Genomic DNA, 22,025 nt, shown 5'->3' with positions numbered 1-22,025 from the left:
AGGATGTCTTACTTAGATGCATTATTTTTAGATCTAAGAGGTTATCTTTCACGATTTCCGATTCATGACAGTGATGTTGTTGAAATCTCCATCAGTTCTTTGAAAGAAAAAAATCCTACTATTCCCATTAACAAACTACAGCAGCTCGTTGAAAAAATTGAAATGCAAAAAGCCAAAAAGATTATTTTGGCAATTTCTCCTGGCGAGATCCTAGCGTCCGAAGAGGAACTTGATCGGTTTGAAAAGCGCTTAGAAAAGTTATCGAATGTGTATTTATATTCAAGATGGGGCGCCGGTGAAGGAAGAGTTTTCGCAACTTCAAGGCACTTCGATGAATTCTCTCGACACCTAATTCATAAATTTCACTTAAATGTGTCTGACCAGAGAACTCGAAAACTCGTTTTCAGTATGGACGGAATTGGTCTTGATAGCGATCTAAAAGATTTCTTGAAGGTATTTGAGCTTCCAAACATCGATCTTGATAAAGCTCAAGGTGTCATCGATGTCCTAGGGACGAAGCAGGTTTATATAAAATTCTATTCCGCTGACAAATTAGGAACCTTTTCTTTAGATACTGAAAATTTGGTTCAAGTTCGAGATAAAATCGTCATTATTAGCTCAGAAGATCATCATTCAGGTGCAATTTCGACGCACCAGTTTGCAAGATTCTCCTTTTCGGAAGACGCGACAAATGAGGGATATTTTTCTGAGGGAAAATACTTAATTACTATAGTTAATAATATTAAAAATACCGATTGGATCAAAGAAGCGAAAGCAAGTGCCAACTTTTTTTGGATCTTTTTTGTTATTTCCTTAGAGCTATTTTTGTTGAGAAAGTTTTATCATCGTCCCGCCTTGTTTGTGGCGTGGTCTTTTATTGTTCCTACTCTAGCATTTTTGCTTTCGCTAGCCGTTTTTAGATTCTACTCGCTGAACTTGGATTTCAGTCGGATTTTGGTCGGTGGATTAATAATTCAGTATCTTGGAATTCCAATTCTATTCATTGTTTCACTTCGCTCTGCAGACAGAAAGCTTTTTGAAGAAAGTAAAAAAAGTGAGCGGGAAAAGCTTCAAGCTCGAATCATGGTCAAAGCCGCGACCACCGAAGCGACGTTGCGCATGGTAGGGCAGGTGTCGCACGATATTCGCAGTCCGTTGATGGCGTTGCAGGTGGCGAGTTCACTTCTGAAAGGGCAAGTGTCGGGGGACCTGCGGGATCTTATCGAAAATGCCACACAAAGAATTCGAAATATTTCTGAAGATCTTTTTCAAAGATATAAGACGAAGGGTTCTGATTTAGTGCAAGGGGATACTTCGCTGAAGGCGGCGCTTTCGGAACTGATTTCTTCCTATGAAAAAGTGCATGAGAAAGCGCGGTTCTTGAATCAAGTTCCTAGTGACGTAATCGTGTATTGGCCGCTTTATGCTATTCAGCGATCCTTTTCAAATCTACTGAATAACTCGTTGGAAGCTTGTTACGCCAAAGGCATTGATCCTGTGATTGAAATCAGTGCAGAAAAACAGGCGGGAATTATAGTGATTTATCTGAAGGACAACGGCCCGGGAATTCCTGCGGAGCACGTCAGATCGCTTTTTAAAGAGGGATCGACATTTAATAAAAAAGGTGGAACAGGTTTGGGACTTTATCAGGTCAAAAAGGACTTAGAACTCACTGGGGGAGTCGTGTCTTACATTCCCTCAGCGCAAGGAGCGTGTTTTAAAATTGTGGTGCCAATGGCTCTTGAAGCGGTTCGCTTTGGTGTCAGTGAAAGCGCTGTCATCGTGACTGCAGAAGACTCTGCAAGTCTACAGAAACGTTTTGAGGACGTAGGAATCAAGGTTTCTTCTTTCTCGACACTCTCTAAAGCAAAAGAATTTCTTATAGCAAACCCCGAGAAAAATCTGACTCTGATAGCGGACTTGCTTTTTCCTGGAGAAGAAGAAACGGGCTTTGATCTTTTAGACTCGCTTCCGCAAAAGCATTTGTACAAAGCCGTCTTGTGTACATCATTAGTCGAAAGTTCGGATATTCAGGAGCTTGCGAACAAAAAAGGCGCTTTGCTGGTAAGGCGCTCTTTCTTTGATTCGATTCAAATTGCTAAGGCGAAGGCATAAAAAAAGACCCGCTTATCCAGCGGGTCTTTTCTCTAATTGATCAAATTTCGATTACGGATTTGATGAAGTCGCTGTTGTGCGGAACTCACCATTGCCATCTGTGTATAGACGCAAATCGAAGGAACGGTTGTTGATGATGTTTTGGATGTACATCAACGAACGGTAAAGTTTTTCTTCATTGAAGTTGCCGAAGCTGTATTGAACCGAGTTCGTGCCTTTCGCTGATAGAATCAATTCATAGCGAAGAAGCTTAGGACGGTCCGCCTCCGAGATGAAAGACATTAAGAAGCCAATGCCACGCTCTTTCCAGATTGGCATTTGTTGCAAGTCTTCGAACGCATCAAAGCGCTCTTGGACCGTTTTCTTAGGATCAATCACGATCTTAAGACGAGCTGCCACGCGGTTGATATCGCCGGTGAATGCGGCCACCCAGTTTGTGATGTAATCGATAGGGCTGTTGCCACCCACGAATGGACGAGAGCGAGGACGACCCTTCTCTTCAATGTATTGTTTGAAGCGCGCCGCTAGAGCTTTTTCAGTCATGTAAGGAATGACGTTCAACGCTTCAGGGTTGAAGAACACTTCTTGTTTGAAGTAGCCGTTCACGTGTTTTTTTGCGTTGTCGCTGTTCCAATTGTGCCAAGGAACTTTGTTAAATTCCTTTTCGCCGATAGTGTCTTTAACCAGGCGTTGGATTTCTTCGAAGTCTCTTTTAGAAACATCGCGCATTTTCATTTCTGCACTGGAAGTCAAAGTTACGAAACGCTGTGGAACCCAGTTGGAATCCGCAGTGAATAGCAAGTTTGAAGTCATCAAAGTCTCTTCACCGAACAATCCAAAAAGGATTTTCGTTTTTTTATAGCGAGACAATGTATCTAGAAGGAAGTACTGCTCGTTATCTTGTTTGTCATAACTAAGGACTTTGTTTTCGCCATAAGCTTTACCAGCTTCGAACTTCCACAAGCTTAATCCAAACTTAACACGGGCGTCTTTATTGAATCCTTCAGAAGAGCCTTTGAACACGCGGTCGATACGACGTTGCTCAGGCGGCAATAGGCCGTCTTCCAAGGCGATGTTTTCAATGTCAGTTAGATCCGTCAAAAGCTCTTGAGTCAGATCTTTGCGAGTTACCAAAGGGTTCGCAATTTTGACGTCTTTCAATTGAACTTTATGCAGCATCAAGCTGTCGTAAGCTCTGGCAGCATCTGAATTCTTCAAGTCAAAAACATAGTCCAGCATAACGACGTCGTTCTTGCTGATACCAGAACTCAAATCAAGCGGCGTGATGCTCAACCATTTTTGAATACGGTCATCGATGATGTGCACACCCAAAATTTCAAGATCATCATCAAGATCAATACCGGCATTAGCGCCAACGCCTTTGCCGCGAACTGCGATCAACTTCACGCGGACCTTGTCGTCAGCCATGCGGAAGATATGAACCATGAATTCGCCTGAAATGAAGGCGTGTGTTGAAGCTCCCGCAGTGAATTCACCTTTAAGAACGTCGTGACTTAAAGAAACAACGAATGCCAAACGGCCTTCGAAAGCCACGAAATCTCCTGGCTCCAAACGTTCCAAAGCTTTCTTAGCTGTGAAAGGCAAGTTTCTTGGAGTGTACGGCAAAGCCAATAAAGAGTCTTTTTGGCTTTTGAACTGACGAGCGAAAACGATTTCAGAATCTTTTTCGATGTTCATGCCAACGGGCGTGTCTAGGTCGTCGATAAAGTCGCCTGGGTTCAGATCGAACTTTAAAGAATATTTGTCGATGCGAGTATAAAAGCCATCAACGTAAGATGGTTCAGATTCGATACGATAACGAAGTGAGGTGGAGATCCCTTCTAAGATTTCAGCGTTTACAAGATTAACGCTGGCTCCGATGTCCTGCTTGGCGACTTCTTTTTGGATCTTTTCCCAAATGTTTGCAGGTTTTAAAACTTCCCAACCAGCTTGAGCTGGTGCCACGGTTCCCAATAGGCCTGACGCTAACAAAAGCGCGAGTACTTGCTTTCTGATCATAATCCTTTTCCCTTCTTAAGAAGCTTCCAAGCTTCAGATACCAGAACGTCCGTTCAGGGCGACACGAAGGCTTACCAAGGAATCCTTAGAAGGCAAAAGCAAAAATAAAAAATCAGAACGAATTACCGGTAAATGTCGCTAGATACCATAAACTGATTGTGTGGAATTTACCGAAATGCTCTGATGATGGGTATGAAGGTAAAATTTATCATCGAAGGCAAGGGCACCGAGGTCATTGCTGAAGAGGGACGAACACTTTTAGACCTGGCACTCATCGCTCAAATCAATCCGCCATATTCTTGTATGGAGGGGACTTGCGGTACCTGTGAAGCCCTCGTGGAAGAGGGGAAAACCAGTGCGGATGCGGAGGGAACTCAAATTATCCGTACTTGCCAGGCAGTACCATGGTCCGAGTACGTGGTTGTGAACTACGATAAGAAGTCCAGCCCCTAATATGTTATTTGATTCGTGTTTATAAATACGTATCCTGAATCATATGTCGCTCACGATAAAATTTTGGGGAGTTCGGGGCTCAATTCCATCGGCACCTCCTCCAACGGACTGGACTTATCATATTGAAGGAGTACTTCGTAACTTCTTCTCTATGGGCTATCGTGATCCTTCACAAATTTCTAAATACATTCAGACGGCCGAAGTTCCTAGCATCGGCGGTTATGGAGCAGCGACAACTTGTGTTGAGGTTCAAAGTAATAAAGCTCAATTGATCATTGATGGTGGCAGTGGGATTCGCAATTTAAGTGAGCGAATCATGAGCGGCACCACGGGAAGATCTAAAGGCGCATTTCATATCTTCATGACTCATTTTCATTGGGACCATGTGATTGGATTGCCGTTTTTTACCCCTCACTTTATTCCTGGCTGTGAAGTTCACTACTATGCGGTTCAGCCCGAGCTTGAATCTTTGATTCGTGGAATTTTCAGTCGTCCGTATTTCCCGGTTCCGTTTGAGGCTTTAAAGGCGAAAGTGGTTTTTCATACTTTAGAACCTCGCAAGCCTTTTCAATTAGAAGACATGACCATCACGCCTTACCAGTTGGATCATCCAGATCCCTGTTGGGGTTTGAAAGTGGAAAGTGAAGGCAAGGCCTACGCTCATTGCGTGGACACCGAAGGCACTCGTGTGACCCGCGAAGAGCTTGCGGAAGATTTGCCTTTGTATCAAAACGTCGACCTTATGTATTTCGATGCACAGTACACTCTTCCGGAGTTGGCAGAAAAAGCCAATTGGGGCCATAGTGCGGCTCAAGTGGGTTTGGATATCGCCCTTCGCGAGGGAATCAAACGCATTTTATTTGCGCATCATGATCCTGGCGCGCGTATTGAGCATGTTTTAGAACTTAAAAGACAAACGCGTGAATACTATGAATCACGCGAAAGATTCGCGACTAGAAACGGCGAAAAACTTCCGCCGATCCCATGGGATTTTGCCTACGAAGGCTTAGAGATTAAACTTTAAATCAGTTCGGCGCTTTTTCGGCGTCGAAAATCAATTCAACTTCAGTCGGATCATTTTCTTTAAACGCGTTTAAAGATTCCAAAGTACTTTGATCTAAGAGCACTTTCTTCGTGTTTTCGGGCCAAGGAAAATCATCGGCCGGGAAGCGCGTCCCGATTTTTTTCATGAATTGCGTCCACACTGGTACTGCTCCACTGGAACCCGTTAATCGGTGCGGAAGGTTGTTGTCGTAACCAACCCAAACCACCGTCGTCAGATAGGGAGTAAACCCAGCAAACCAAGCATCTTTGTTATCGCTTGTCGTTCCCGTTTTTCCAGCAGCAGGGTTTTGGAATCCACTGAGCGTGATCGAACGAGCAGTTCCCGACAGAACAGTTTGCTTCATCATTCCGACAAGACTTGCGACGGCTGCAGGATCGACTGTGGGCTCGGGATTTATTTGATGAGCGAAGACTTCTACGCCATCAGAATTCAGAGCGCGGCGAACAAACGAGATTTTTTGCTTTTGTCCCATGTTTGCAAATGTCATGTAACTTTGCAGAACTTCTTTCGGATACATTTCGAAAGCTCCCAAAGTCATCGCCGGGAAGGATTTCAGTTCTGATGTGACGCCCATGGTGTGGGTGACATCAATCACGTTTCCTAATCCGACGGCGATACCTAATGCCGCTGTCGCTGCATTTAAAGAATTCTTTAACGCATAAAACATCGGAACTTGGCCGAAATACTGTTTGCCGTAATTTACCGGAGACCAAGATTGGCCTTCGTATTTGTAATTGAATTTTTCATCGTTCAGTAACGTGATTGGAGTATACGGTTGTCCTTCAGGGGTTTGATTTAAAAGCGCCGTCAGGTATACAAAGGGCTTCATGATCGAACCAATTTGGCGGTGCCCATCAATAGCGCGATTGAATTGAGTCATGCGATAGTTACGGCCGCCTACGACGACACTCACAAGGCCGGTCACATTGTTTGCTACTAGCACACTGCCTTCAAGGCTGTTGCCTTTTTCGCGAAGGCCTTTGATGTACTTGTTATTCTTTTCAAGATTATCTAGGTGACCGCGCAATGAAACTTGGGCGACATCTTGAGCTTCCAAATCCAAAGCGGTGTAAATCTTTAAACCCTCGGGATTGATATTTTGTGAAAGAAGCTGCTTGCGAACGGCATCTAGATAGTAAGGTGCGGTTTCAGAGGCTTGAGTTCTGGGCTCGCCCGGAAGTGGCAAGCGGTCTGCAGCGTCGGCTTCATCTTTGGAGATGAACTGAAGACCTTGCATTTTTTCCAGAACCAAATGGCGACGGCGTTCTGCGTTTTCAGGTTTTCGGAAAGGGTTGTACAAGCCGGGACTGTTCACGATGGCGGCCATCAGTGAGCATTCGCTTAAATTCAGATCCGCGATTTCTTTTCCGAAATAGTAACGGGCTGCTGAACCGTACCCGCGAACTTGAAACGCTCCATTTTGTCCCATGTAAATGACGTTCAGATAGGTTTCAAGGATCTGATCTTTTGAAAAACGCGATTCTAACAGGATGGACATCACGAACTCTTGAAATTTTCTTTTCAGAGTTCTTTCACTTGTTAAAAAGTAGTTCTTTACAAGTTGTTGAGTGATGGTGCTACCACCTTGAGCTCTTCGTCCCGCCGCAATATTTTTTACCAGCGCACGGAAGATACCTTTAATGCTGACTCCGCCATGCTCCAAAAATTGAGCATCTTCAATGGCCATGATCGCATTCAGACACATCGGAGGAACTTCTCCTAATGTCACTGTCTTTTGCATCAAAGGTTCATTGCCAATGTATTGAGCAAGTAATGGAGCTTCGGCGTGGGCTTCGGTCATCTCGACAAACGGAGCCCCTTTAAAAATTTGCGAGATCAAACGATCTTTTTGTACGACCAGAATTTGTAAAGAGCTGTCCACGTCAGCGGTAGCCGTATCCAATGTCACCCAACCGATGCAGGCCTCTTGATTTTCATTCAAACCCACTTGCAAACGGGCCGCACACTGCTCTCGATTGGCTATGAAATAATCTCCGGGAAGAATGCGTTGATCATAGTCGCGACGGCGATAATTCTGGCGCAAAAGCTGTCTTTCAACTTCGGAAATCTGTATCAAACTGTGAGCGTAAAAAGTCGGTGGGGCTGCGTAGAACTCTGTCGGAACGATGAACTTTTTCGATTCCAACTTTTCCGTCAGTTCTTTTTCCAGCGTGATGTAGGCATAGACGCCAACGCCAAGGCCAGAGATGATTACAAGCGTCACAAGGATTGTAAAAGCAATTAAAATGGTCTTTAATCGTGGTCGCAACATATATGTTAAGAGTAGTGCAAAACTCTCTCTGAAGCAAATGAGCGAAATTTAAATTTTCCTAAGCTTGTTTGAACGAAAGGATTGGTTGTGGCTAAGAAGAAAGCTTCTGCTAAAAAAGCCAATGTTAAAAAGGTCGTTAAAAAGACCGCTTCTAAAAAAACTCCTAAAAAAGTAACTAAAAAATCTGCTCCGGCTAAGAAGGCTCCCGCTAAAAAAACGGCGGCGAAAAAAGCTCCGGCAAAAAAGGCTGTAGTGAAAAAGGCAGCCCCTAAGAAGGCCGCTCCCAAAAAAGCAGCGAAACCTTCTGCTGTTAAGAAAACGGCTAAAGCTCCTGCGAAAGTCGCTTCTGCGCCGAAAGCAAATCACCTAGTGAAAGAAAAAGCGCCGGCGAAAAATTTGGATCTCAGCAATTTCGTAACTCCATTGGATGATCGCTTGATCGTGCAACTTTCTGGAGCAGAGAAAATGACTCCAGGTGGTTTGTACATTCCGGATACAGTGGCAGATACTTCTGGCAATCTACAAGGTCAGGTTGTTGCTGTCGGTCGCGGTCACATGAGCAAAAAAGGTCATTTGAAACCGATGGACGTTGTTGTCGGTGATAAAGTGATCTTCTCTGAGTACGCTGGCAATAAAATCAAAATTCAAAACGAAGACCTCATCATCCTTCGCGAGGGGGATGTCCTTGGCGTGGTCGCAAAATAAAAGGAATGAAAATGAATAAGAATCTTTTGAAAGCATTGGGTCTTTCGGTGGCGCTTTTGTCCACAACGGCCAACGCCATGAGTTTGGATTGGAGCGGGGGCTACCGCGCAGAATGGACTGAAGTGGATAAACCATCTTTGGGTTCACCTTCTGAAAGAAAAGCCTATGGTTTGAATTATCTTTACTTGAGCCCAAAAATCATCGCGGCTGATGGCGTAAACATCATTTCTCGATTCGATGTTTTGAACAGTTCTCAATATCCGAACTCGCAAGTAGGTGAAATCTGGGGATTGAATCAAAACACACAAGGCACTGCGACTTCGACGAACGAAGGTTCTGTTGATTTGAAAGTCAGCCAACTTTACTTGAATGTGAACCAAGAATACGGCGCTTTGATCGTCGGTCGTGCTCCCTTCGAATTCGGTTTGGGTATGACTTACAACGCGGGTAAAGGTCCTTTTGATCACTGGTACGACACTCGCGATATGATTGCTTACAAAATCGTAGTAGGTGACTGGTTCTTCATGCCGCAATTAAGCCGCAAACAATCCAGCGGTTACGGTCAGGGTGGAACGATCTCTACATTGGGTTTCCAACTTCAATATGAAAGTGAAGAGAACAAATCTTTGCTTGGCGTTTATCAAGAAAACGTTAAAGGCGTAAAAGAAGTTTTGGCTTACACGGACGGACAAGTAGCTGCAATGGGCGGCGACAGCATGAACTCAGATATGAACATCCAAAGAACGAACTTCGTTTTGGGTCGTGGCTTTGATGCTTTCGGGTTCAAATTAGAAGCTGGTTTCCAAAGTGGTGAGTCTGGAGTGACAAAAGGCACAGAAGACGTCAGCGTGAATGGTTTCGGTATCGCAGCTGAAGTTTACAGCCAGAAGAATGAATCCAAATGGGATTACAAATTGATGTTAGGTATGGCGACTGGAGATGACCCGTCATCAACAGAGTTCAGCGGTTACGCTTTCAATCGTAACTATGGACCGGCAATGCTTCTTTTCAATCACCGTTTAGGCAGAAAAGATTTCTTGAACACGAATGCGTACCGCACAGATGTTTCTCAAGCGGATGCAACGGCGGGAAATTCTGCGAATGTTGGAAACTCTGCGGATGATGAACTTGTGAGCAACACCATCTACGTTGCACCTTCAGTGAACTACGCATGGAATGAAAAAGTGGATGTTCGCAACACACTCGTGTGGGCACAAATTTCTAATGTCGTAAAAAACTCTGTTGATTCTTCAAAAGATCTGGGCCTAGAATGGGATATCGAAGTGATTTACAGACCATCTGAAAGAATTCAGTGGGTGAATCAAGTCGGTCTTCTCTTCCCGGGTGACGCCTTTAAAAATGGCAACGACGGTTTAGAGAATAGTTTTACATTTGGATTTGCATCTAAAGCCGCCATCAGCTTTTGATAACAACTTGATTGCAACTTGTACGACAGCTTGATGACTAAATGATTACATCTTGTTTGGTGGTGAGCAGGGCCCGAGGGACGAAAGTCCCTCGGGATTTTTTTTTCTGGGGCTTGGAATTGGCTTCGAGCGGGGGATTTGCAAGGGAAGTGGTTTGAAGCTTCTTGCTGCGGTCGGCACACCATCGTGGTTCATCGCCGCCGCCTTTCAGGCGGTTCGCGCATCGTGCGCCGGCGAAGGCCTTCCTTCGGAGAAGCTTCAAACCACTTCCCTTGCAAATCTTGCTGAGGCGACTCCATCTCTAAACAATAAAAAAATCCCGAGATGGGAGCTGGTGTTTTTTTCTGGGCTTCGCCGGTTATTATCTTTGATTTGATTTTTTGAAATTGCCGGAGGGATCTTTGAATTGAGTTTTACTGCCACCGTGGCAGTAAGCAGTTGCGTTAGATTTTTAGGTCGTTCGGATTAAGGAATAATTCATTGTTATTCCAGACTGTGAGTACACAGTGAAAAACAGTTTCGTCCTATAGAAAAAAAATTTTCGACTAGCATCGGTTTGATGGTGTCACGGACTTCGCTCAAATTGGATTCGCTAATAAGAACTTCGATTTTGTTTAGGGGTAAAGAACTTGAAGTGCTTTTTTGAACACTAAGCATCTTATCTTCTGGAAAAAGATTTAGAATTTGCTTAATGCGAATTTCATTGGCCAAGTTTGGACCAAACAGTTCGTCGTCCAACAAAATTTTAAACAAAGAAGATGGACTCATAGTTACTCTGGTTTCCTGTTTTTTCAGATCTATTTTGAAGCTTCTAAAATCCTTGAGTGTCTGTAAGAAGTAAAGGTAATCGAGAGATCTTGTTTTGTTTTTAATTAGGGCAAAAATCTCAGTTTGAACCCAGAAAGAATGCCTGCTGATAGAAATGCTACTTTTGCATTCGGGTAGATTCATGACCTCAATGATTTTTGCGGAATTTTCCTGATTTTGATATTTAAAACTTTCCCATGCGTGAACATTTAAAAGATCCGTACAAGAAGATCCAATTTCGGCAAATGAGGTTAAGATATTGCGTGGATTCGGTGAAGTCATAATTGATTGATACTTGTTCGTCAGCCAGTTAATTGTGGGCATCGCTGCGGTTTGATCGAGTTCATCAATTCTTTCATAAGGTTTCAAATTAGAATGCGTCGTAAATGCAGAGGCTCCATGGGAATACAATAGTCTTAGGATCTCTGGGTTTCCACGTTCGAATGCATGTTCAAGAAGAGTGGAGCCATTGAGTTGCATTGATTTTACTTCTTCGGAAGAATAGTTTTTCAGTTGGTCGTTTAACGCTTCGATAGTTCCTTCCTCTACGGTTTTAAATAGCTGTTCTTTGCGGGTAGAGTCAGAACCAAGAGTGTCGCCCTTTTTGAAAGAACAACCTGAAATTAATAGTAAAGTAAGAATTGCAGCACAGTATCGAATCATTCTGCCGCCTCGCCTTCAATAGTGTACTGAAAGCTTTCTTCAAACTCAGAATATAAGACTTCAATGGCTTCAATGAAATCAGTGTCCATTGACTTTATTTCGTCAAAAGAAATTGAGTGTTCAGCCAAGTCAATTTTTGAATCGCGGTACGATACTAGTGCGGCAGAGTTGCCGGGTGTGGGGAATAGTTCTTTAAGCTGTGAGACCTCTTTGTCTAGCTGTAAATTATTTTTGATGGACGCCCAGACAAGAATTGATGCCGTACTGAAGTGATATGATTTACCATGTTGAAGCTCAACTATAAATGTAATTGGGGAAGATGCATTCTTGGAAAGGAATTTAAGAATCGTCATGTTCCGAAATCTCGAACGAATCTGCGCTTTCAGTTCGTTTTTTACCGCGTCTTCCATATTTAAAAGGGTAGGATTCTTTGCGCAATTTCCTGTGGTCAGAACTTTTTCAACAATTTGATCTGGAATAGTGGTTTGCAAAAATGATTTTTTTCTTTCGATCAGCGCCACTAGCGCTGTAGAGCACGAAATATTTTTTTGAGAGTAGCTATCCAAAAAGGTGGAGTAGTCGTTTTGGCTGAGCAGCCTAACTAAGTTTTGATTCATTTTTCTAATTGAACTGTCCATAGCTAGCTTCATGGATAAATCAAGCTGATTTCTAATTTCATTCTTTAGAGCAGTTTGATAGGGACTAAATCCTGTTACGGAGTTTGCTACTAAAGGCGATGCGCCATGAGATAGAAGTAGATTTAAAATTGAAACATTTCCTCTTTGAATTGCTACTTCAACCGATGTTTGTCCGTTTGAAAATGGCATGTTCAATTTTGAAGATTCTGTGTTATTAAGAAAGGCCGTGAGTTCCTGTTCGTTCAAAAGCTTAATTGCCGATTGCAGGCCTGCGATTGCCGCTTTTTCTTTGGTACTTGATTCTGGCTGAAACTTAGCGTCTTTTTTTGAAAAAGAGCAGCCCATCAAAACAGCTATTATGCTTGAAGTGATAATAACTTTTTTCATGGTTGCACTCCTTATAGGAAACGGGCTCATCGTGAGCCCGTTGGAGGATTGGTTCATTTAATCAAACCTTAGAATCTTCCGCGGATGTCGAGTCTTTGTTGCAGTGATTGCGGAGTGATTGGAGACACTGTGCCGAAGCTTACGCCGTTGTTAGTTTGCGGCAGGAAGTTCGGTAGTGTAGTGCCAGGAACAGTTGTAACTTGTGGTTGAACTACGATTCCAGGGGAAACTGTTAGGTTCGCTCCTGTTCTTGTTGAAACACCTGGAACTATTGTCGTCGTTGTTCCCATGCGCCCTGGGTTTTGTAGGCGAGAATCTAAGCTTACACCTGGAAGTACAGTGGTGCCTCCGCCGATGCCAGCTCCCATGAAGTTGTAAACATCTGTATTCATGCCGTTGTAGATTTTTTGGATGTACGAGTTGATCTCAGTCATATACTGGTTCTTCAAAGTCGCACTTGTTTCAGAAGATTTCAAACCTTCAAGACCCATTTGTGTTTGGCTTAGGACATTATTCAGCAATGATTCAAGGTCTGCTCTACGGTAGTTACCTTCGTTGAACAAATAGTTTCCAAGATATGGATCTTTAGTGTCTCTGGCTTGAACATATGTTTGTTGTAGTTCAAGAGCTTCGGCGCGGATCATCTCTGACTCGGCAGAAATTAATCTTCTTCTTACATCTTCGAATTTACCTGGAACGCCGCTGATCAACTCGCGTACAAGTTTAAGTGCTTCGTCACGCATTGCCGCAGGATCTTTCATCGCGGAATCAGATTCGCTAAAGAAGCTCCATTGGCCTGGCATTACGGATGCTCTTCTTTGGCCGTTTACGATGCGGCGAGATTCAGCGATTTCGCTCAAGATTAAAGATTCAATATTTTCTTTGTAGTAGTCGTAAGCGTCTTCTTTATTGATCGATTTCGCGTTTGATTTAAGGATGCGGATATATTTAGTAGTACGGCAAGAAAGAACGTCAGAGTTGCTTTTCTTGTCGTCACATTTTTCCAAAGATGCAAATGGATTGATCTTGGCGTCGCCCGAAGCTTCCACTTCCTGCGCAGCCTCCGCCTTCGGTTTCTCTTGAGTCGTCAAGCGGGCGCCGATGGCTTTCATCAGTGCGACATTCAAGCTGTCGATGTCTTCTTTGTTTTTTACACTTAATGGATAGGATTCGTAGCCGCAAGAGTCGCAGGCTTTACCTTCTGTCATTTTCTTTGGAACTAACGCGAGGACTTTGTCTTCACCGTTATCAATGTATTTAACTGGGACCACACCGTCGGCGGTGTAGATTTTTGATGGCGTGATGCCTTCACCTTCTGTAGAGGCGAAGTCAGCAGATGCCACTCCCGCAGTGTGAGTGTTGAAAGATACATTTAAACCTAGCACAGCGAGCAGTGTCGCCGTTAAGACCCATTTGTGTGTTGGGTAAGTGAAAGTTTTCATAAGTCCTCCTATATATGGGTCTTCCAGACCCTTTTTCCTAACCTGATGTAAAGCGAGGGCCGCGCCAACTTGAGGGCTTTGTGCCAGAGGGGGTAAGTGATGAAAATTTCAAAGGGTTCTCATGTTGAGAATAGGGAATCGCAAGTGGCTCTCTGTAAAACTTCTGGTGTCCCACCCTGAGAAGGCTAAAAAAACACCTGAAATCAGTGATTTAGAGCTGACGACCGCCAACTTCAAAAAACACCCTGAAAGCGCCCATTCACGTCACTTTTATAAGACGTCTTGCCTATTAACTCAGTTTCATTCATAACCACGACGATGAAGTTTCATTTCCCTCGAAGCCCTAAGCCAGAGCATGTTTCCCAGTCTGATTGGAATAATTGGACCTGGCAGCTTCGCCATAGCTTGAAAACGCAAAGCGATTTTGAAAAACACTTCACGCTTTCCGAAGAAGAGCGTCTGGCTTTTCAAGGTGGTAAAGAACTTTTTAATATTCGCACAACGCCTTACTACGCAAGCCTTGCGGGGGAGCCTGGCGATTCGATCCGTCAGATCTTAATGCCGCAAAAATATGAAATCGAAGAAGGCTTGCAGCAGATGCTCGATCCTTTGGGAGAGAAAAGAAATAATCCCGCACCTCGCGTGATTCATCGCTACTCCGATCGCGCTTTATTCTTGATCACCGATATTTGCAGTGTCTACTGCCGCTTCTGCACGCGCAAGCACTTCACGGGACAAGAGCAAGCCTTCATCAAAAACGAAGAATACGAACAAGCATTGAACTATATCCGCAAACACACGGGCCTTCGCGAAGTTATTCTTTCTGGCGGAGATCCTTTAACTGTCAGTGATGCGCAACTTGACCGTGTACTGACGGACCTAAGAAATATTGAGCACATCGAAATCATTCGCATTGGTTCCCGTATGCCTGTGGTATGTCCTATGCGTGTGACAGATGACTTGGTGAGGATTTTAAAGAAACACAAGCCCGTCTTCTTAATGTCTCATTTCAATCATCCGCGAGAACTCACAGCGGAAGCTGTTGAAGCTTTGGAAAGATTTGTGGATAACGGTGTGCCGGTGATGAATCAAATGGTTTTACTTAACGGCATCAACAATCATCCTGCAATTGTCCAAGCTTTAAATCGTCGTTTGCTTTATTTACGTGTGAAGCCCTATTACATGTTCCAATGCGATCCTTCGATAGGTACCGATCACTTGCGGACATCGGTTGAAGACTCTTTAGAAATTCAAAAAGAGTTGTGGGGCCATCTTTCCGGACTCGCAATGCCGAATCTTTCTTTAGATATTCCGAACGGGGGAGGAAAAACGTATCTTGTGCCGAACTTCGAGGTCGGGCAAGAAGGGTTGACTCGTCACTACATCGGTTGGGACGGAGTGAAGGCGGAATACGTCAGCCCCGCTCCGGAAAAAATTAAAAAGCCAGATGTCTCTTTGTATGAAGAAGAATGGTGTGCACTTAAGAATTCAAAGTCTCTCTAAACTTTTGAGTCGGATTTCTTTTTTAAAATTATTCTTTAAGGTCTTTGTTGTTTTCCTGCCAAGGCCAACGACCATGAATCTCGACACTCAAAGACCAACTCAAAAAAGTTCGAATCAAAACGATAAGCCCTAGAACGCCTAAGTTTTGATAAGTCGGTTCTACGGCCACGGTTCCAATAATGTCTCCGGCGACTAACAACTCAAGCCCCAGGAGAATGGCGTTTCCCATACCGCTGCGATACTTGCGATATCCTTCCGGGTCTTTATTGAAATAGTGTTTTAAATATTTTCCAGTAGAATAAAGAGCACCAATGATAATGGTGCCAATGCCCGCAAGCTCAAAGGCCACAGCGATTTGTCGTACATTCTCGTGAAGCATCGAACTCCTCCAAATTTCCGGTATAGGAGCGTCTTCAGTGTCTCGCAAATTTCGGATTTGAAAATCTTTAATTCGACACTTCTTTTCTGGGTACGTTCAGACCACACACTTTCTTTTTACCTGCTGAACCACAATTACATTTTTGTATTTAGACTGTTCGCGGAGTGTTCCGCTACGTTACCGGAAATTTTGCGGAACATTCCATGGCTGTTGCGCAACTTTGAAAAACACTAAAACAACAGAAAAAAGGTATTTTATGAAATCAGTATTTGTTTCTCTACTAACATTGGTTATTTCTTCAAGTGCGTTCGCCGTTCATGCTGGAAGTTCCTGGAGTCAGATCTTCGCGGATCGCGATGCTGTCGTTGAACATGGCTACAATTTGCATGGCATCTCTTTGTCAAATGCCTGCATGACGGACTATGAGATCAGAGCCATCAGCGCAACAAGAGAGTGTGCCGAGCTTGTTCCGGTAAAAAGAAACATTCCTGAAGGTGAAGGTGGCGGTCCGATCACAGACTGGGTTTGTGCTCGTTATGAAACAGTTCACAAAACAGCACCTCGCACTTACGAAGCTCCAGAGTGTTTACGCTTTGAAGGTTCTGGCGAGCAAACACCAGTTTGCACAGAGTGGGGAACTCGTGACGTGACTGTGCCAAGAACAATTTCTACACAGGTTCACGTGACTCGTGGTGAAGCGGGAACTTCTTTCTTTAAAAGTTTCACTTTCCCAACATGTGATGTTGTTCAGCCGAGATAAACATTGATGCATTTTCCCCTGAGGCTTCTCGGGGGAAAATCTCACCTCGAAACACGAAAGTGATTCAATCTTGCGCAGGACTCGTCCTTTACAACAATCTCGTGTTTGCTATGTCTTCCTAAATTTATCCCATAGTCTTGTGAAGTTCCCATCGTGATTACCGAAAAATTTATCACGCCACGTTGAAGGAACTTATGGGAATGAGAATTACGACAAATATCGCTGCACTGAATGCACAAAGAAACTTGGTAGGTTCGCAACGAGCTATCAATGATTCTATGGCGAAGTTATCTTCAGGCAGTCGTATCAACAAGGCAGCTGATGATGCCGCTGGCTTAGCTATCTCCGAAAGATTAAAAGCGCAGATTCGCTCTGCATCTCAAGCCCAACGAAATGCGAACGATGGTATTTCCCTGATTCAAACAGCCGAAGGTGGCTTGAACGAAATCGGCAACATTATTGTGCGCTTACGTGAATTAGGAATCCAAGCGGCTTCCGATACGGTGGGCGAAACTGAGCGCGGTATGCTTAACAAAGAAGTTACTCAGCTTAAAGACGAAATGCAGCGTATTGCGAAGTCAACGACATGGGGAACGACCAAGCTTCTTGATGGCTCTGCTCCTAAGTTCGATTTTCAAGTGGGTATCGGCAATGATGATTTTGCCGATCGCATTTCCTTTGATGCCGGCAAACACGCGGCGACGATCGATGCTCTGGGATTAGATGGACTTGATTTTTCTTCGAAAGAAGGCGCACAAGAAGCCCTGGCTCGTCTTGATGATGCGCAAACAAATGTCAGCGGCACACGCGCTTATCTGGGAGCTTTACAAAATCGTCTGACATCAACCGTAGACAACTTGGGTGTTACTCAAGAAAACTTGGCAGCAGCAAACAGCCGTATTCGTGATACCGATATCGCGGCGGCTTCCAGTGAAATGGTTCGAAATAATATTTTATTGCAGGCGGGAACTTCGGTGTTGTCGCAAGCAAACCAAGCCAACCAATTGGCATTGAAACTAATTGGTTAATTGATTTCTCCGTTGGGGATGGCCGTGAAAGCGGTCATCCCTTTTTTTTATGGCTTAAGTTCAACAGTCAAGTAAGCGTAGTCGTTTTCAACACCTTGGCTGAATCTCATAATTTCTAGTTTTGACGGATTGTTAAACTGAATCCAAGACGATGTTGAAGAAAACTTCGGTGTCTTTTGATCGCGATCTATAACCCAATATAAAACTTCAAAAGCCGATTTCTGCGAATCTCTTCCCTGATATTGTCTTACTAAGAAGTGCACACGGAATTGGCGCAACCACTTGGTTCCTTTGCCGCACCAAACGTCCCAATCATGTGCATCAGGTTTATCAAAAACATGCGCACACTTTAGTTCAAAGGTTCCATCGCTAGACATGTAGTGAAATTTCACCATATCTTCGGTGATCTCTTTCGTATTGGTCAGAAAAAAACCTGCGGGTGCAGAAAAAGACAATGAAGGTAAAAGAACAAGAGCTGAAAGTAGGAGGTGCTTAAGTGTTTTCATACTTCAAGATTACAGTTCCGAACCAGCAGGGGCAACGCCCGTTGATTTTCACCAAGACTTTGCGCGGGCTCCAAATAAAGTCTGTCGATATTTTTGACAAAGACCCGCGCTAAGCGGGCTTAGCAGCTGATTCTTGTGCTGAACACTCATTAAAACAACAAACAAGCGCAAGCTTCATGGCCAACCCTTTGCAACCCGCTACCAAGAGTCTTTGGTTTTCAATGAGGTGCCCATGTTAAAATCTGTAAGTTCGCTCTTAATGATTCTTCTTATCGGAAGCACAAGCTTTGCTCAAAATACTGAATACTGGGATGCCGACAAACTTCAAGACAACAAAGAGTGTTTGCTTAAAGTCGTCCGCAATCGAATGAAGAGCACTAAAACAGGCACTGTAAATCTTAAAATTGAAAGCCAAACGGAGCTCATTGTATTTCAAGACGCCATGGAAAAATGGTGGGGTCTTCGCCCTGATTTTTTCTTAAACGTTTACGATGGCAATACCAACACGATTTATCTTATGAATAAACGATCGTCCTATAAACATCCTCGAACGCCGGTAGATTCTTTGGTGCATGAGCTGACTCACTACGTGCAAGTTATCGATCAGGGTGGTGGCTCCGGAGATGGAGATCTTTTAGAAGGGGAAGCGGTACAGGTTCAATCCTGGTTCCGAGAAACCCGCGGGCATCTGATTCAGAACGATAAATACGAAGGACCTTGTGAATAAAAAAAAGCCCAGCGAAAGCCGGGCTTTTTTTATTCAATTCTAAAATTCAAATTAGAAGTTGAAAGAGTAAACTGCAGATGTGATAGCAGCAGAACCTGCAGCTTCATCATCAAACCAGTTCCAGATTTCCATGCGCTCGATACCTAGAGCACCCGCGCCGCGAGGCAATTTGATTTGACCACCGAAACGGAAAGAAGGACCGAAAACAGTTTTGTCGTCAGCGCCATCCATTTTGATCATAGAGATACCAACACCTGGAGCCATGTATGCATTTACATTAGATGCATCAACAAGCTTGATCAAAGAGTGACCACCGAAAGAAAGGATTTGCGGAATTCCCGCATCTTTCTTTTCAGTTTGCAAGAACGCGTAACCACCGAAGGCACCCTGTTCTTGGCTGAATTCCAATCTGCCGCCAATGTTAAGCGCAGAGCTGCTCATACCCAAGCTGATGCTTGCAGTGTTTTCGCCGTTAGACGCTACAGAACGAGCTGGAGCTGGTCTTTGAGCAAAAGAAACAGATGAAACAAATAAACATGCTACAACAAAAAACTTTTTCACAGTAGTACCTCCTCAGGTAGCCGAACTAGATTTGTCAGGAACCATGATTTTGGCAACACAAAAATACAAATTATGCTCAATATCAATATTCTAGATGCGCTCTAAACGGGCATATTTCACGACGAATTTCTTCACCGTATTATCCGTGAACATCACGCTGACCTTAAAGTTTTCGCCGGTTCCTTCAGTCGCATACACAGTACCGGCACCAAAAGTGGGGTGACGAACACGCATGCCTTTGGTGAACTGACCGCCTTGCGAGCCTTCATTTTCATAGTCCGGAAAGGCTTGGCTATCATCAAAACTTTGTGGGCGTGCTTTGTTACGATCCGACGCCAACGAACCCCAGCGAGGACTGTCGAAAGCTCCATCCGTATCGTAAGAACTAGAGCCATAACGTGAAACGAAGCGAGGGCCTTCGGCAATCGCTGCTTTAAACTCAACAAACTCTTTTGGAATTTCTTTGATAAAACGAGAGGGAGGATTCATTTGTTCTTGCCCCCAAACCCGACGCATTTTGGCGTAAGTCAGCCACAGCTTCTGGCGTGCGCGAGTCATGCCGACGTAAGCCAAGCGGCGTTCTTCTTCGACATCTTCTTCACCGTCGCTATCAAGGCTTCGACCACTTGGGAAAAGATTTTCTTCCATACCGACGACAAAGACGTAAGGGTATTCCAAACCTTTAGAGATATGCAAAGTCATCAAAGTGACAGAGTTTTGCTCTTGATCTAAAGAGTCCACGTCACTAACTAAAGCCATCTCTTCTAAGAAACTTGTCAACGTACCTTCATCACCACGTTCCTTAGCGAATTGGGCAATGGCGTTGTCCAATTCTTCTAAGTTTTCAATGCGAGCTTGCGCTTCCGGGGATTCGTCCTTTTTTAAGTTCAGCAAATACTCTGTGCGATCTAAAACGATGTGATAGAAGTCGACAATTTTAAAACTCAAGGCATTGGCTTGAAGCTCATCCATCAGCTCTAGGAAGCGACGTATTTTTCCCGTCGTTCCCGCATTGAAGATACGGTCGTCACAAGCTTTGCCTGCGGCAAGATACATGCTGGTTCCGTGTTGAGCAGCGTACTCTTCCAGTTTTTCAATCGTCGTCTTACCAATTCCACGTGCGGGAACATTGATGATACGTTTTAGAGCAATATCGTCGGCGGGATTGATCGCAAGCTTCATGTACGAAAGAATGTCTTTGATCTCCATGCGCTCATAGAAGCGCACGCCGCCCACCAGGCGGTAAGGGATGGCCAAAGTGCGCATTTGTTCTTCAAGAACACGAGACTGCGCATTCGTACGATAGAAGACAGCGTAGTCATTGTAAGAGCCTTCGCCCTCATTCATCATTGTCTGGATGGTTTTTGCGACAAACTTCGCTTCATCGTATTCATTTTTTTCTTCACGAACATGAATCAAGTCACCGGCATTGTTCGAAGTGAAAAGAGTTTTGTCTTTTCTTTGCGAGTTGTTTTTAATCACCGCTGTGGCCGCGTTCACGATGTTTGCGGAAGATCGATAATTTTCTTCAAGCTTAACAACCTTCGCTTCTGGAAAGTCCTTTTCAAAATCCAAAATGTTTTTGATATCCGCACCGCGCCAGCTGTAAATCGACTGATCCTCATCACCGACAACACAAAGATTGCGATGGGCTTTTGCCAGCATCTGCACCAAAAGATATTGAATGTGGTTGGTGTCTTGATACTCATCCACCATGATGTAACGGAATTTTTCCTGATACATTTTTAAAACGTCAGGGTACATGCGGAAAAGCTCGTAGGTCTTCATTAACAAGTCGTCGAAATCTAAGCTGTTCGCTTTTTTCATTTCGACTTCGTAGGCCTTATAGACCTCAACCGTTTTTGCATCCATCAAGCGCTTCGCATTTTTTTCGAAAGCTTCGGGCGAAAGTCCCATCATCTTGGCGCTGCTGATACGGCTTTGGAAGTTTTTCGCCGGATACATCTTGTCGTTGATATTCAGAACCGTCATAACCTTTTTGATTTGGCTTAACGTATCTGACGAATCATAGATGCCGAAGAAAGGTTTGTAGTCGAGCAAAGTGATGTGCTGACGAAGCACGCGCACGCAGAAACTGTGGAAGGTGTTGATCCAAAGTTGAGCGCGAACATGCGCACCCATCTCAGAAAGGATCTTGTAAATACGATGCTCCATCTCTTTAGCGGCTTTATTGGTGAAGGTCACACAAAGGATCTCATCGGGGGCGGCAACCCCTTGGCCGATGATATTGGCCATGCGATGGGTAAGGACCCGGGTCTTTCCCGAGCCGGCACCCGCTAAAATCAGTAAAGGCCCCTCAAGAGTTTCGACAGCGTCTTTTTGCGGAGGGTTTAAATCTTTCGTAACAAAATCAAGTACATCCATGGCTTTTCCTCGTCACAAGAGGGGCCCCTTCCAGAGCCCTTTCACTGTCGAACCTTTAGTGGGACTGACAAAGTTTGTCTATCCCTAAGTTTTCATTGAGTTTTTTGCCTATTTTAACTATAACTATAACGCGTTTGGTCAATAGGCTTTAGGGACCTTCCGTTTATAGTGCTTAGAGAGGA

19 protein-coding genes are annotated in these 22,025 nt (G+C 44.1%); 10 read left to right on the top strand and 9 right to left on the bottom strand.

What is annotated here, in order from left to right; genetic code table 11:
- Positions 1-3 precede the first annotated feature (3 nt).
- On the top strand, positions 4-2,115 hold the full coding sequence (locus ACLWBD_RS14940) for a sensor histidine kinase (RefSeq protein ID WP_413568790.1): 2,112 nt from the start codon (positions 4-6) through the stop codon (positions 2,113-2,115).
- 51 nt (positions 2,116-2,166) lie between these two features.
- Here the strand turns inward: ACLWBD_RS14940 and ACLWBD_RS14935 are convergent, their stop codons facing one another.
- Complete coding sequence (locus ACLWBD_RS14935; protein ID WP_253696423.1) at positions 2,167-4,134, bottom strand: hypothetical protein; 1,968 nt, start codon at positions 4,132-4,134, stop codon at positions 2,167-2,169.
- A 192-nt stretch (positions 4,135-4,326) separates the two neighbouring features.
- On the opposite strand from ACLWBD_RS14935, the gene ACLWBD_RS14930 reads away from it, so the two are divergent.
- Together ACLWBD_RS14930 and ACLWBD_RS14925 are read left to right on the top strand one after the other, a co-directional pair.
- Entirely contained in the window at positions 4,327-4,587 is a 261-nt protein-coding gene (locus tag ACLWBD_RS14930; protein WP_172795279.1) for a 2Fe-2S iron-sulfur cluster-binding protein, read from the top strand.
- Between the two features lie 43 nt (positions 4,588-4,630).
- Positions 4,631-5,611 carry an MBL fold metallo-hydrolase gene (locus ACLWBD_RS14925; RefSeq protein ID WP_063242183.1) on the top strand — a complete coding sequence of 327 codons (981 nt, stop codon included), beginning with the start codon at positions 4,631-4,633 and terminating at the stop codon, positions 5,609-5,611.
- A 1-nt stretch (position 5,612) separates the two neighbouring features.
- On the opposite strand, the gene ACLWBD_RS14920 is transcribed toward ACLWBD_RS14925, so the two are convergent.
- Positions 5,613-7,877, bottom strand: coding sequence for a transglycosylase domain-containing protein (locus ACLWBD_RS14920; RefSeq protein ID WP_413568788.1), 2,265 nt, complete (start codon positions 7,875-7,877; stop codon positions 5,613-5,615).
- Positions 7,878-8,012: 135 nt separating this feature from the next.
- Between ACLWBD_RS14920 and ACLWBD_RS14915 the strand changes: the two genes are divergently transcribed.
- The 3 genes from ACLWBD_RS14915 to ACLWBD_RS14905 all read left to right on the top strand — a co-directional run bounded on the left by ACLWBD_RS14915 (position 8,013) and on the right by ACLWBD_RS14905 (position 10,433).
- Positions 8,013-8,630, top strand: coding sequence for a co-chaperone GroES (locus ACLWBD_RS14915; RefSeq protein WP_413568786.1), 618 nt, complete (start codon positions 8,013-8,015; stop codon positions 8,628-8,630).
- 11 nt (positions 8,631-8,641) lie between these two features.
- Positions 8,642-10,057 (top strand): hypothetical protein, encoded by a 1,416-nt coding sequence (locus ACLWBD_RS14910; protein WP_063205147.1) that lies wholly within the window; start codon positions 8,642-8,644, stop codon positions 10,055-10,057.
- Between the two features lie 154 nt (positions 10,058-10,211).
- On the top strand, positions 10,212-10,433 hold the full coding sequence (locus tag ACLWBD_RS14905; protein WP_413568785.1) for a hypothetical protein: 222 nt from the start codon (positions 10,212-10,214) through the stop codon (positions 10,431-10,433).
- 107 nt (positions 10,434-10,540) lie between these two features.
- Here ACLWBD_RS14905 and ACLWBD_RS14900 read toward each other — a convergent pair whose 3' ends face one another.
- The 3 genes from ACLWBD_RS14900 to ACLWBD_RS14890 form a co-directional block, all read right to left on the bottom strand.
- Positions 10,541-11,527, bottom strand: coding sequence for a hypothetical protein (locus ACLWBD_RS14900; RefSeq protein ID WP_413568783.1), 987 nt, complete (start codon positions 11,525-11,527; stop codon positions 10,541-10,543).
- A complete protein-coding gene (locus tag ACLWBD_RS14895; RefSeq protein ID WP_413568781.1) occupies positions 11,524-12,552 on the bottom strand; it encodes a hypothetical protein in 1,029 nt (342 codons plus the stop codon). The genes ACLWBD_RS14900 and ACLWBD_RS14895 overlap by 4 nt, the downstream gene beginning before the upstream one ends.
- Positions 12,553-12,620: 68 nt before the next feature.
- The gene (locus ACLWBD_RS14890; RefSeq protein WP_413568780.1) at positions 12,621-13,994 is read right to left on the bottom strand and encodes a hypothetical protein; all 1,374 of its coding nucleotides are present in this window, start codon (positions 13,992-13,994) and stop codon (positions 12,621-12,623) included.
- Positions 13,995-14,312: 318 nt separating this feature from the next.
- Between ACLWBD_RS14890 and ACLWBD_RS14885 the strand changes: the two genes are divergently transcribed.
- On the top strand, positions 14,313-15,497 hold the full coding sequence (locus ACLWBD_RS14885) for a KamA family radical SAM protein (RefSeq protein WP_413568779.1): 1,185 nt from the start codon (positions 14,313-14,315) through the stop codon (positions 15,495-15,497).
- Between the two features lie 28 nt (positions 15,498-15,525).
- Here ACLWBD_RS14885 and ACLWBD_RS14880 read toward each other — a convergent pair whose 3' ends face one another.
- Complete coding sequence (locus ACLWBD_RS14880) at positions 15,526-15,876, bottom strand: DUF1622 domain-containing protein (RefSeq protein ID WP_373998245.1); 351 nt, start codon at positions 15,874-15,876, stop codon at positions 15,526-15,528.
- Between the two features lie 256 nt (positions 15,877-16,132).
- On the opposite strand from ACLWBD_RS14880, the gene ACLWBD_RS14875 reads away from it, so the two are divergent.
- Together ACLWBD_RS14875 and ACLWBD_RS14870 are read left to right on the top strand one after the other, a co-directional pair.
- Positions 16,133-16,636, top strand: a complete 504-nt coding sequence (locus ACLWBD_RS14875) for a hypothetical protein (protein WP_063205143.1) — start codon at positions 16,133-16,135, stop codon at positions 16,634-16,636.
- Between the two features lie 194 nt (positions 16,637-16,830).
- The gene (locus tag ACLWBD_RS14870; protein ID WP_413568777.1) at positions 16,831-17,664 is read left to right on the top strand and encodes a flagellin; all 834 of its coding nucleotides are present in this window, start codon (positions 16,831-16,833) and stop codon (positions 17,662-17,664) included.
- A 47-nt stretch (positions 17,665-17,711) separates the two neighbouring features.
- On the opposite strand, the gene ACLWBD_RS14865 is transcribed toward ACLWBD_RS14870, so the two are convergent.
- Positions 17,712-18,170, bottom strand: coding sequence for a hypothetical protein (locus tag ACLWBD_RS14865; RefSeq protein ID WP_413568775.1), 459 nt, complete (start codon positions 18,168-18,170; stop codon positions 17,712-17,714).
- Between the two features lie 232 nt (positions 18,171-18,402).
- Between ACLWBD_RS14865 and ACLWBD_RS14860 the strand changes: the two genes are divergently transcribed.
- Positions 18,403-18,897 carry a hypothetical protein gene (locus ACLWBD_RS14860; RefSeq protein ID WP_413568773.1) on the top strand — a complete coding sequence of 165 codons (495 nt, stop codon included), beginning with the start codon at positions 18,403-18,405 and terminating at the stop codon, positions 18,895-18,897.
- A gap of 51 nt (positions 18,898-18,948) precedes the next feature.
- Here ACLWBD_RS14860 and ACLWBD_RS14855 read toward each other — a convergent pair whose 3' ends face one another.
- On the bottom strand, positions 18,949-19,458 hold the full coding sequence (locus ACLWBD_RS14855) for a hypothetical protein (RefSeq protein WP_063205139.1): 510 nt from the start codon (positions 19,456-19,458) through the stop codon (positions 18,949-18,951).
- A gap of 90 nt (positions 19,459-19,548) precedes the next feature.
- On the bottom strand, positions 19,549-21,843 hold the full coding sequence (locus ACLWBD_RS14850; RefSeq protein ID WP_413568771.1) for an ATP-dependent helicase: 2,295 nt from the start codon (positions 21,841-21,843) through the stop codon (positions 19,549-19,551).
- Positions 21,844-22,025 lie beyond the last annotated feature (182 nt).

The sequence above is a fragment of the Bdellovibrio sp. HCB117 genome (assembly GCF_047305915.1).
Classification (GTDB): domain Bacteria; phylum Bdellovibrionota; class Bdellovibrionia; order Bdellovibrionales; family Bdellovibrionaceae; genus Bdellovibrio; species Bdellovibrio bacteriovorus_B.
This window is presented reverse-complemented; position numbering and strand designations above follow the sequence as displayed.